The 12,529-nt window shown below is 45.9% G+C and carries 8 protein-coding genes and 1 tRNA gene; all 9 read right to left on the reverse strand.

Features of this window, described 5'->3' with window-relative positions:
* Positions 1–213: 213 nt before the first annotated feature.
* Positions 214–4,491, reverse strand: a complete 4,278-nt coding sequence (gene rpoC, locus HMPREF3179_RS04810; protein ID WP_070469890.1) for a DNA-directed RNA polymerase subunit beta' — start codon at positions 4,489–4,491, stop codon at positions 214–216.
* On the reverse strand, positions 4,491–8,606 hold the full coding sequence (gene rpoB / locus HMPREF3179_RS04815) for a DNA-directed RNA polymerase subunit beta (RefSeq protein ID WP_036560267.1): 4,116 nt from the start codon (positions 8,604–8,606) through the stop codon (positions 4,491–4,493). Before rpoB ends, rpoC begins: the two co-directional genes overlap by 1 nt.
* A gap of 275 nt (positions 8,607–8,881) precedes the next feature.
* The gene (gene rplL / locus HMPREF3179_RS04820) at positions 8,882–9,268 is read right to left on the reverse strand and encodes a 50S ribosomal protein L7/L12 (RefSeq protein WP_018027363.1); all 387 of its coding nucleotides are present in this window, start codon (positions 9,266–9,268) and stop codon (positions 8,882–8,884) included.
* A gap of 105 nt (positions 9,269–9,373) precedes the next feature.
* A complete protein-coding gene (gene rplJ, locus HMPREF3179_RS04825) occupies positions 9,374–9,898 on the reverse strand; it encodes a 50S ribosomal protein L10 (RefSeq protein ID WP_070469891.1) in 525 nt (174 codons plus the stop codon).
* A gap of 228 nt (positions 9,899–10,126) precedes the next feature.
* A complete protein-coding gene (gene rplA / locus HMPREF3179_RS04830) occupies positions 10,127–10,834 on the reverse strand; it encodes a 50S ribosomal protein L1 (protein ID WP_018027361.1) in 708 nt (235 codons plus the stop codon).
* Positions 10,834–11,268, reverse strand: a complete 435-nt coding sequence (rplK, locus tag HMPREF3179_RS04835) for a 50S ribosomal protein L11 (protein WP_018027360.1) — start codon at positions 11,266–11,268, stop codon at positions 10,834–10,836. Before rplK ends, rplA begins: the two co-directional genes overlap by 1 nt.
* 90 nt (positions 11,269–11,358) lie before the next feature.
* Positions 11,359–11,892: a transcription termination/antitermination protein NusG gene (gene nusG / locus HMPREF3179_RS04840; RefSeq protein ID WP_026156960.1), complete on the reverse strand. Its 534-nt coding sequence runs from the start codon at positions 11,890–11,892 to the stop codon at positions 11,359–11,361.
* 9 nt (positions 11,893–11,901) lie between these two features.
* Complete coding sequence (secE, locus tag HMPREF3179_RS04845; protein ID WP_070469892.1) at positions 11,902–12,282, reverse strand: preprotein translocase subunit SecE; 381 nt, start codon at positions 12,280–12,282, stop codon at positions 11,902–11,904.
* A 36-nt stretch (positions 12,283–12,318) separates the two neighbouring features.
* A tRNA-Trp gene (locus tag HMPREF3179_RS04850) sits at positions 12,319–12,394 on the reverse strand.
* Positions 12,395–12,529 lie beyond the last annotated feature (135 nt).

Here is a 12,529-nt window from a genome sequence, read left to right on the forward strand (position 1 = left end):
AGGAATGAATACATGTGTTCACCGGACGCTTACAATTATTCACTTAAGCCATTGATAATATTATCATTTGGCAGATTTAAAATCCACAACAAACAGTGCAGCCTGATCTAAAAATAGCCGTTATATTATATATAACGGCTATTTTTATAAATGAACCCAACTGCTACTGGCTATCTAAGAATAGTCTTCACAGCTAGGGTATGGCTTGTCAGCTTACTCTTCAGTAGGGCCTGACTCTTTGCTGCTATCTAGCTCAGTCGTCACTGCTTCTGCAGTTGCACCTAAAGCACTTTCAAGAGAAACCGGCTCAATAAAGGGGTTTTCTTGTTCAGTAGAACTGCTGTGCTCGAAGCTACTACGACTGTCGATCTTCTGATGACGTGCTAAGTGATAAGCTAAACCAGTACCGGCAGGGATCAAGCGACCCACAATCACGTTTTCTTTTAGACCACGTAGCTCATCACGTTTACCCATCACCGCAGCTTCAGTTAGTACGCGGGTTGTTTCCTGGAAGGAAGCGGCAGAGATGAAGGAGTCTGTCGAGAGTGACGCTTTGGTAATACCCAAGAGGATATTCTGATAAGTCGCCGGTTGACCGCCCTCAGCCTGAACCCGATCGTTTTCATCAAGTAAGGCAGAACGCTCCACCTGTTCACCCGGAATAAAGCTAGTATCCCCAGCATCCTCAACCACCACACGACGTAGCATCTGACGCACAATCACTTCAATATGCTTATCGTTGATCTTCACACCCTGTAAGCGGTAAACCTCTTGTACCTCATCAATAATGTACTGAGCAAGCATCTCAATACCTTTGAGGCGCAGAATATCATGCGGATCAGCAGGACCGTCAACAATTAACTCACCTTGGTGAACCACACGACCATTTTGTACCTGAATATGCTTTTCCTTAGGAATCAAGAATTCATGCGGCTGACCATCGGTATCAGTAATCACTAAACGCTGCTTACCTTTAGTGTCCTTACCAAAGGAAACCACCCCGGAAACATCAGCAAGAATACCGGCATCCTTAGGTGAACGGGCTTCAAATAGCTCAACCACACGTGGTAGACCCCCGGTAATATCACGGGTTTTCTGAGAATCCACAGGGATACGAGCCACGATCTCACCCACACCGATCTCCTGGCCATCACGTACTCGAATCAAGGCACCGACCGGGAAGCTAATCGCTACGCTATGGCTGGTATTGTTTGGACCGAGGATTTTAAGCTCCTCACCTTTCTCATCCAACATCTTGATCTGCGGACGTACATTGGCACGTGTAGCACGCTTAGGTGTAATCACGACTAAGGTCGATAAACCGGTCACTTCGTCGGTTTGCTGGGCTACGTTCACGCCCTCTTCGATATTATCGAATTTCACCTGACCCGCATACTCAGACACAATCGGACGAGTTAATGGATCCCAAGTGGCTAATTTAGCGCCCGCTTTTACCTCATCACCGTCACCAACCATCACCGTCGCACCATAAGGTACACGATGACGCTCACGTTCACGCTCAGTTGTCGGATCAACAATTAATAGCTCACCGTTATTAGAGATCGCAATACGTTCGCCTTTACTGTTGGTCACATAACGCATCGAGGCCAAGAAAGCCACCTTACCGTTAGACTTCGTCTCAACGCTAGACACGCTAGCAGTACGTGAGGCCGCACCACCGATGTGGAAGGTACGCATGGTTAACTGAGTACCCGGCTCACCGATAGATTGAGCAGCAATCACACCCACTGCCTCACCACGGTTCACTAGTGTACCGCGACCTAAATCGCGACCATAACATTGAGCACATAAACCATGACGTGTTTCACATGTCAATGGCGTGCGAATCTTAACCTCGTCAATGCCGAGTTTATCAATTAACTCAACCGCATCCTCATCTAGCATGGTGCCAGCTGTGATCACTGTCTCTTGCGTATCCGGATTAATAATATCAGCGGCAGCGACACGACCTAAGACGCGATCGCGTAGAGGCTCGATAATTTCACCGCCCTCAACCTTGGCTTTGATCATATAGCCATTGGTGGTACCACAATCGTCCTCAATAATCACCAAGTCTTGAGTCACGTCAACAAGACGACGAGTTAAGTAACCTGAGTTCGCAGTTTTTAACGCTGTATCGGCCAGACCCTTACGCGCACCGTGGGTTGAAATAAAGTACTGAAGTACGTTCAGACCCTCACGGAAGTTTGCAGTAATCGGCGTTTCAATAATTGAACCGTCCGGCTTAGCCATCAAGCCTCGCATACCCGCTAACTGACGAATCTGCGTAGCCGAACCTCGAGCACCGGAGTCAGCCATCATATAAATGGAGTTAAATGACTCTTGGTCCACCTCTTCATCAAAGCGATTCAGCACTTTTTCAGTGGCTAATTGCTCCATCATCACCTTCGTGACGCGCTCAGTGGCTTTACCCCAAATATCAACCACGTTGTTATAACGCTCTTGGGTTGTTACCAAACCAGAAGAGTGCTGTTTATCAATGGCTTTAACCTCTTCAGAGGCTTGCGCCAAGATATCGACTTTAGCAGCAGGCACTAGCATATCGTCCACTGCAATGGAGATACCCGCTTTAGTCGCTAAACTGAAACCGGACTGCATCAGTTTATCGGCAAAAATAACGGTTTCTCGCAGACCACAACGACGATAAGCTTGGCTCACCAAATTAGAAATTTCCTTTTTAGTCAGCGCTTTGTCGATAACACTAAACGGCAGACCCTTAGGTAAAATTTCAGACAGCAAAGCACGACCAACCGTAGTTTCAACACGTTTTAATTGCGGCTGGAACTCACCGTTTGCATCCTTAACCCACTCATTTAAGCGCACCGTAATACGGCTTTGTAATTCAACCGCACCGGTATTGTAGGCACGATGCAATTCATTCAGGTCAGCAAAGAAGCTACCCTCACCCTTACCGTTAATACGTGAACGAGTGGTGTAGTAAAGACCTAAAACAATATCTTGAGAAGGTACGATCGAAGGCTCACCACTGGCTGGGAATAAGATGTTATTAGACGCTAACATCAAGGTACGCGATTCTACCTGTGCCTCAATCGATAAGGGCACGTGTACCGCCATTTGGTCACCGTCAAAGTCCGCGTTAAAGGCCGCACACACTAGCGGGTGCAATTGAATCGCTTTACCCTCAATCAGTACCGGTTCAAAGGCCTGGATACCAAGACGGTGCAGCGTTGGCGCACGGTTTAATAGTACCGGGTGCTCACGAATCACTTCCTCAAGAATATCCCAAACGACCGGCTCTTGAGCCTCCACTAAGCGCTTGGCTGCTTTTGTCGTTGCCACTAAATCCATCGCCACTAAACGGTGGAAAATAAATGGCTTAAAGAGCTCTAAGGCCATCAATTTCGGTAAACCACATTGATGTAGTTTAAGCTGCGGACCGACCACAATCACCGAACGACCGGAGTAATCCACACGCTTACCTAACAGGTTCTGACGGAAGCGACCGCCCTTACCCTTAATCATATCGGCAAGTGACTTTAATTGACGCTTATTCTGACCCGTCATGGCCTTACCGCGACGACCATTATCCATCAACGAGTCAACCGCTTCCTGCAACATACGCTTTTCATTGCGTACGATAATATCAGGCGCATAAGACTCAATCAGACGCTTCAAACGGTTATTACGGTTGATGACGCGACGGTATAAATCGTTCAGATCCGAAGTCGCGAAACGGCCACCATCAAGCGGTACCAAAGGACGTAAATCCGGTGGCAGCACAGGTAACACCTCAAGAATCATCCACTCAGGCTTAATCCCCGATTTTTGGAAGCCCTCAACCACTTTAAGACGTTTGGAAATTTTCTTAAGCTTAGCTTCAGAGGTCGTTATTTTAAGCTCTTCGCGTAAGGTTTCCGCTTCTTTATCGATATCTAGCGTACGCAATAACTCGCGGATGGCCTCAGCGCCCATCAGCGCAACGAACTCATCACCGTACTCATCGACCTTATTGTTGTACTCCTCTTCGGTCATGATTTGACCGCGCTGTAACGGCGTCATGCCTGGCTCAATCACGCACATGGCCTCAAAGTATAAGACGCGCTCAATATCACGCAAGGTCATATCAAGCACCATACCTAAACGAGAAGGCAGGCTTTTTAAGAACCAAATATGGGCAACGGGACTGGCTAGTTCAATATGCCCCATACGCTCACGACGTACTTTGGCCGCAGTTACTTCCACGCCACACTTTTCACAAATAATGCCGCGATGCTTTAAGCGCTTATACTTACCGCACAAACACTCATAGTCTTTGGTCGGGCCGAAAATCTTGGCACAAAACAGACCGTCACGCTCCGGCTTAATGGTGCGGTAGTTGATGGTTTCAGCCTTACGCACCTCACCGTAAGACCACGAACGGATCTTTTCCGGTGAAGCGATACCAATTTTAATTGCATCAAACTGCTCATCAGGGGCAATTTGCTTATATAGACTTAATAAACCATTCATTATTTTTTACCCTCCAGCTCCATATTGAGAGCCAGTGATCGAATTTCTTTAACCAAGACGTTGAAGGACTCAGGCATACCCGCATCAATTGAATGCTCGCCCTTGACGATGTTTTCGTGAACCTTCGTACGACCTGCAATATCATCCGACTTAACGGTTAACATTTCTTGTAGCGTATAGGCAGCGCCGTAAGCTTCAAGTGCCCACACCTCCATCTCACCGAAACGCTGACCACCGAACTGCGCCTTACCACCTAATGGCTGCTGAGTCACCAGTGAGTATGGACCAATAGAACGGGCGTGCATCTTATCATCCACTAAGTGATGCAGTTTCAGATAGTGCATATAGCCTACCGTGACTGGACGATCAAATGGCTCACCTGTACGACCGTCAATCAGATTCACTTGTGTACGTGTTTCAGTCAGGCCTAAACGCTCTTTAATCTCATCCGGATAGGCTAGCTTCAGCATATGCTGAATTTCCGCCTCAACCGCACCGTCAAACACCGGTGTTGCTAACGGTAGACCGTCACGTAGATTGTGCGCCATTTCGATAACTTCCTCATCGGACAAGCTATCTAATTTTTCCTTTCTACCAACGTCGTTATAGACCTTTTCAAGATAGGCGCGAATATCGCTCACCTGCTTGCTACGCTCACCGGCAAGCATTTCATCAATACGCTGACCGATACCCTTGGCTGCCCAACCTAAATGCACCTCAAGAATCTGTCCGATATTCATACGTGAAGGCACACCAAGCGGGTTTAGTACAATATCAACCGGCGTACCATCCGCCATATACGGCATATCTTCTACCGGTACGATGTGAGAAACCACACCCTTGTTACCGTGACGACCGGCCATCTTATCACCAGGCTGTAAACGACGCTTAACCGCTAAGTACACCTTAACCATCTTCAAGACGCCCGGCGGTAACTCATCACCCTGAGTTAATTTCTTACGCTTCTCATCGTACATACGCTCGATTTCAGCGCGTTCAAAGTCTAGTGACTCTTTGGCGTGTTCAAGCGTGGCTTGGGTATCCTCATCTGCTAAGCGAATATCAAACCAGAAATTAGGATCCAGATTTTCTAAGTAATCTGCGCTTAGTGCGCTACCTTTTTTAAGACCTTGCGGACCGCCATTAACCACCTGACCCACTAAGATTTTTTGTAGACGGTCAAAAATATCATTTTGTGTAATACGGAAACGGTCATCTAAGTCAATACGATAACGCTCTAATTCTGCGTCAATAATGGATTGTGCACGTGCATCCGGCTTTTCACCTTTGGCTGTCAATACCTGTACATCAATCACCGTACCATTCATACCGGAAGGTACACGCAAAGAGGTATCCTTAACATCAGCGGCTTTTTCACCAAAAATCTGACGTAATAAACGCTCTTCAGGCGTTAACGGCGTTTCTGATTTAGGCGTTACCTTACCAACCAGAATATCATCGGCACGAACCTCGGCACCGATATGAATCATACCGGAGTCATCTAAACGGTTTAACTGCACTTCAGGCACATTAGAAATATCGCGTGTAATCGACTCATCACCTAGCTTGGTTTGACGAGCCACTACCGTCAATTCCTCAATATGGATGGAGGTATAACGATCTTCAGAAACAACCTTTTCAGAAATTAAGATCGAGTCCTCAAAGTTGTAACCGTGCCATGGCATAAAGGCGATCAACATATTTTGACCTAGGGCTAATTCACCTAAGTCAGTTGAGGCACCATCTGCCAATACATCACCGGCCGCAACCACATCACCGCGTTTAACCGTAGTGCGCTGGTTGATATTGGTATTTTGGTTCGAACGCGTGTATTTTGTGAGATTGTAAATATCCACCCCAACCTCACCGGCTTGCGCCTCCTCGTCATGCACACGAATCACGATACGCTGTGCATCCACGTGATCAACCACACCACCACGTTTAGCTTGTACCGTAGTACCGGAGTCAAGCGCCACAATACGCTCAAGACCCGTACCCACCAAAGGCTTCTCAGGCTTCAGGCAAGGCACTGCCTGACGCTGCATGTTAGCACCCATCAAGGCACGGTTCGCATCATCATGCTCTAAGAAAGGAATTAATGAAGCAGCAACGGACACAATTTGTGATGGTGCCACGTCCATATACTGGACATTTTCCGGCGCCGTCATAATGGTTTCACCGTTTTCGCGACACGCAATCAGATCATCAATAAACTTACCGTCTTCATCTAACTCAGCGTTTGCCTGCGCGATCACGTAATTAGACTCTTTAATCGCAGATAAATACTCGATTTCGTCTGTTACGCGGCAGTTTTCAACCTTACGATAGGGTGTTTCTAAAAAACCGAAGTTATTTAAACGGGCATACAATGCCATCGAGTTGATTAGACCAATGTTAGGACCTTCAGGCGTCTCAATCGGACATACGCGGCCATAGTGCGTAGGATGTACGTCACGCACCTCAAAACCAGCACGTTCACGGGTTAAACCACCCTGACCTAAAGCAGACACACGGCGCTTATGGGTAATTTCCGATAAGGGGTTGGTCTGATCCATAAACTGCGACAACTGGTTAGAACCAAAGAACTCCTTAACCGCCGCTGAGATAGGCTTAGAGTTAATAAGGTCATTTGGCATCAAGTTGTCAGATTCTGCCGAACCCAAACGTTCCTTAACCGCACGCTCAACCCGCACTAAACCAGCGCGGAACTGATTTTCAGCCAACTCACCCACGCAACGTACGCGGCGATTACCTAAGTGGTCAATATCATCAATCTCGCCTTTACCATTACGTAAATCAACGAGAATCTTAATGGTTTGTAAAATATCGTCATCGGTGAGTGTTAGGGCGCCCTCAGCACTATCAATGCCATGGAGGCGGCTATTTACCTTCATACGACCGACGCGTGATAAATCATAGCTATCTTCGCTATAGAATAAGCGCTCAAATAGGGCCTCAACCGCCTCTTCGGTTGGTGGCTCACCTGGACGCATCATACGATAAATCGCAATTCGCGCCGCATTGGCATCCAACGTGTCATCAGTACTCAACGTGGTAGAGATATAAGGACCCTTTTCCAATTCGTTGACATACAGGGTCTCAAGCACTTTGATACCAGCCGCACGTAAGGCAGTGAGTAAAGATTCAGAGATTTCAGCATTAGCCTCGGCTAAGACCTCACCTGTTTCGGGATCAATGATATTTTTAGCCAAGAAACGACCAACTAAAAACTCATCATTGACCAAAATCTCGTCCATATTGGCGTCCGCAAACTGGCGTAGATGTCTAACAGTAATACGCTTATCTGCCTCAACTAAGACATTACCCGCCTTATCGACTAAGTCGAATGGCGCCGTTTCACCGCGCCAACGCTCAGGAATAAAATCCATTAAAGCGCCACTTTCTTTGAGATCGAATTTATCGAAATCAAAGAACTCAGCCAGAATTTGCTCTGAGCTCATGCCAATGGCTTTTAACAACGTGGTCACCGGCATTTTACGACGACGGTCGATACGGAAGAATAAATTGTCCTTAGCATCGAACTCAAAGTCTAGCCATGAGCCACGATAAGGAATAACGCGCGCTGAGAAGATTAACTTACCGGAACTTTGGTTCTTACCGCGGTCATGCTCAAAGAACACACCAGGTGAACGGTGTAACTGAGACACGATAACACGCTCGGTACCATTAATAATAAATGAACCGGTGTCAGTCATTAAGGGGATTTCACCCATGAATACTTCTTGCTTTCTAACTTCTTTAACCGTTGGCTTGCTCGCATCACGATCCATAATTACTAAATTGATCGTGGCATACAACTGGGAACAATAGGTTAAACCGCGTAATTGACATTCCTTTACGTCAAATACAGGGGCTTCTAAGCGATAACTTTCAAACTCTAAACGAGCGAAACCATTATTGCTTTCAATGGGGAAAATACCGGTAAATGCGGCATGTAGACCTTCATCCTTGCGTTGGCTATGGTGAACGTTTTGCTGCAAAAACAAATCATATGAATTGAGCTGTGTTCCTAGAAGGTTTGGTACTTTTTGAATGTCTTCGCGCTTAGCGAAGCTCTTACGAATACGTTTACGTTCAGTATACGAGTAAGGCATGAGCACTCCAACTCGAGATGGTTAGCTGATTACTAGTCGTTTGTAATCAAGAGGGTTTTGCGACTTCAAGAAAAACGTCTCTGTGCGCACATCTTGTCATCAGGGTGTAATTTAGTGTAAAGTGTGAGGCACTCGGAAAAGACCCTACATATACTAGCTAAATTAGTTGTGAAGTTGATGCTATTGTACGTCTTCTTCTGGTTAGAGTCCGTTTTTCGTGAAAACACAAAAACCCGGAGATAGCAAAAACTACTCCGGGTGTTTTAAAGCAGGAACTACTTAAGTTCTACTTTAGCACCGGCTTCTTCAAGTTTCTTCTGTGCTTCTTCAGCAGCAGCCTTGTCTAAGCCTTCTTTAATTTCTTTAGGTGCGTTATCAACTAAGTCTTTAGCTTCTTTTAAGCCTAAACCAGTGATTTCGCGCACTGCTTTAATTACGTTAACTTTAGAAGAACCAACGTCAGCTAAGAATACTGTGAATTCAGTTTGCTCAGCACCACCTGCAGCGCCGGCGTCACCGCCTGCAGCAGGAGCAGCAACAGCAACTGCAGCGGCAGCAGCTGATACGCCGAATTTTTCTTCCATTTCAGTAATTAACTCAGACAACTCTAACACGCTCATGTTAGCAATTGCTTCTAAGATATCTGCTTTTGATAAAGCCATTTTGAACTCCAAAAATTAAAAAATATATTTGCCTGGTTTTGTTATCGATTCTATCGACGAATTTCCAAAAATCTATTACGTGTCAACACACAGTCTGCGAATAAATTAAGCAGACTCTTTTTGATCACGTACCGCAGCCAAGCCGCGAACGAATTTAGTCGGAACCTCGTTAAGCGTACGCACAAACTTCGCAACAGGTGCTTGCATTGTGCCCAATAGTTTAGCCAATAGCTCTTCACGAGAAGGCATTTTAGCTAAGGCCTTAACACCTTCAACATCAAGTACGCTACCCGGTAAAGCACCGGCTTTAAGTACGATCTTGTCGTTGGTTTTGGCGAAATCGGACAATACCTTAGCAGCCGCCACTGGATCACTACTAATTGCGTAAAGTAGTGGGCCAGTCAATTGCTCAGAGATACCCTCAAACGGTGTATCAGCAACTGAACGACGAACTAAAGTGTTTTTCAATACACGTAGGTAAACACCATTTTCACGTGCAGTTTTGCGCAATACGGTGATAGAGCCGACATCAATACCACGATACTCAGCTACTACCATTGATTGAGCTTCAGCCAGTTGGCCAGAAACCTCTTCAATTACGGCAGCTTTCTCATTACGATTGAGACTCACGGTTTGATTACTCCATCTAAATGACGCGGTGGGAAAATCCCGTTGCGTCAACCATATGCGGCGTACCAGGGCAGAGTTCTAATTGAATTCTTCCGTTGGGACGCCGTCTACGCTGGATAAGTTTTAAGTTTTTAACTATATGAGCTTAAAAACTCCAGCGGTCTTTGACAGCAGCGCCCTAAGTGATTCAATGTGATTAAATCGCCTAGAGGCGCAGCCCAAAGTTCTTTACTCAGCGGCTGCTGTTGCTAAAGTAGCAACCTCAACCTTTGCTCCACCACCCATTGTGGATGAAATGGAGGCTTTACGTAGATAAACACCCTTAGCAGAAGCGGGGCGCGCTTTATTTAAAGCATCTACTAAAGCGGCTAAATTTTGTTTTAACTGATCGACTTCAAATGAAGCACGACCAATGGTACTGTGGATGATACCGGACTTGTCAGTACGATACTGAACCTGACCAGCTTTAGCATTTTTAACTGCAGTCGCTACATCCGGTGTTACTGTACCCACTTTAGGGTTAGGCATTAAGCCACGTGGACCAAGGATTTGACCTAAAGCACCCACAATGCGCATCGCATCAGGAGAAGCGATCACGATATCAAAATCCAAGTTACCAGCCTTAACCGCATCAGCCAAATCCTCCATACCGACAACGTCAGCACCAGCGGCTTTAGCTGCTTCAGCATTATCACCTTGAGTGAACACGGCAACACGTACAGACTTACCCGTACCCGCAGGTAAAACGACGGAGCCACGAACTAATTGGTCAGATTTCTTAGGGTCGATACCTAATTGAATAGCCACATCAATAGACTCATCAAATTTAGCAGTCGCTGTTTCTTTAACTAGCGCTAATGCTTCGTCTAAAGTGTATAATTTTTCGCTATCAAACTTTTCACGGAGAGCGCGTAAACGCTTAGATACTTTAGCCATTAGTTCACACCCTCAACTTCAATACCCATACTACGGGCGCTACCGGCAATAGTACGAACAGCGGCGTCTAAGTCAGCTGCAGTAAGATCCGGTTCTTTGGTTTTAGCAATTTCTTCCAACTGAGCACGGTTTAATTTACCTACTTTATTTAGGTTAGGACGTGCAGAACCCTTTTGAACACCGGCAGCTTTCTTGATAAGAATAGTTGCAGGTGGGGTTTTCATGATGAAAGTGAATGATTTGTCTGCGTATGCAGTAATCACCACTGGAATCGGTAAACCTGGCTCCATGCCCTGAGTTTGAGCATTAAAAGCTTTACAGAATTCCATGATGTTAAGACCGCGTTGACCCAATGCTGGACCAATCGGCGGCGCCGGGTTTGCCTTACCGGCGGGCACTTGTAGCTTAATAAAGCCGGCAATTTTCTTTGCCATTTGATACTCCTAATGGGTGCAGGCGCTTAATTAAAAGCTCCCCATATGTTAATAAAAAATAGTAACGGCTTAATCTGCAGATAAAGCGGATTAAGCCTTTTCTACCTGACTAAAATCCAGCTCGACCGGGGTAATGCGTCCAAAAATCGTGACATTAACCTGGACCTTGCTGCGTTCGTAGTTGACAGCTTCTACCGTACCATTAAAGTCCGCAAATGGACCCTCCTTGACACGTAGCATCTCACCAACTTCGAATAATACCTTAGGACGTGGCTTCTCACCACCTTCCTCAATTTGGAATAGAATTTTATTGACTTCTTTTTCAGAAATCGGGGTTGGACGATTACCCGTACCACCCAAAAAGCCGGTCACACGATTCGTGCTCTTAACTAAATGCCATGTTTCATCAGTTAATTCCATCTCGATAAAAACATAGCCTGGGAAAATTCGACGCTCGGAGATTGATTTGTGACCGGCGCGACTCTCCATCACTTCCTCAGAAGGAACTAAGATACGACCGAAATAGCTATCCAAACCAGCTTCGGCAATTCTTTCCTGTAAGGACTTCTGAACTCTCTTCTCCATGCCTGAAAAGACATGAAGAACATACCAACGCTTACTCACCAACTCTCCCTATTTCCAACCTAGAAATACACCGTACAGAATCCAGTCGATTAAGCTATCGGCAATCCACAAAAAAATCGACATCACAAAGACGAAGGCAAAAACAACGCCTGTCATCTGAATAACTTCCTTGCGACTAGGCCATACAACACGCTTCATCTCATTGTATGAACCGGTAGCAAAAGCTAAGCCTCGCTTACCTAAGTCGCTAAGCCAAACTAAAATCGCTGCGAGCACCAAACTACCGACAAAAATACCCACGCGTGCGTAGCTTGCCAAGTCCGAAAAATAGGAATAGGCAAAAATACCAATCGCAAGAATCAGTATAGCAAGGGTAATCTTGATCTTGTCGCCAGTGTTGGAAACGGTTGTTATATTTGTGTTTGACATTTTAATAGTACCGCTAATTGCAGTTACTTAAGTATTTGGCAGGGGCAGTAGGAATCGAACCTACAACCTTCGGTTTTGGAGACCGACGCTCTGCCAATTGAGCTATACCCCTAGATATGTATTTTGCCGTTTAAGGCAAGGTAGTGCTCTATGAATAGAACACTACCGAACCACACATTATATCTTATTTAAATGATGCTGTGTAATTTTTTTTGAGAATTACTTCTCGATTTTAGCAACAACGCCG

The sequence above is a fragment of the Oligella sp. HMSC09E12 genome, from assembly GCF_001808505.1.
In the GTDB taxonomy this organism is placed as follows: domain Bacteria; phylum Pseudomonadota; class Gammaproteobacteria; order Burkholderiales; family Burkholderiaceae_B; genus Oligella; species Oligella urethralis.

Excerpts from the sequence above, each read along its gene's own strand:
- rpoB (WP_036560267.1), bottom strand. The coding sequence starts at position 8,606 with ATGCCTTACTCGTATACTGAACGTAAACGTATTCGTAAGAGCTTCGCT.
- rplA (WP_018027361.1), bottom strand. The coding sequence starts at position 10,834 with ATGGCTAAAGTATCTAAGCGTTTACGCGCTCTCCGTGAAAAGTTTGAT.
- rpoC (WP_070469890.1), bottom strand. The coding sequence starts at position 4,491 with ATGAATGGTTTATTAAGTCTATATAAGCAAATTGCCCCTGATGAGCAG.
- secE (WP_070469892.1), bottom strand. The coding sequence starts at position 12,282 with ATGTCAAACACAAATATAACAACCGTTTCCAACACTGGCGACAAGATC.
- rplK (WP_018027360.1), bottom strand. The coding sequence starts at position 11,268 with ATGGCAAAGAAAATTGCCGGCTTTATTAAGCTACAAGTGCCCGCCGGT.
- rplL (WP_018027363.1), bottom strand. The coding sequence starts at position 9,268 with ATGGCTTTATCAAAAGCAGATATCTTAGAAGCAATTGCTAACATGAGC.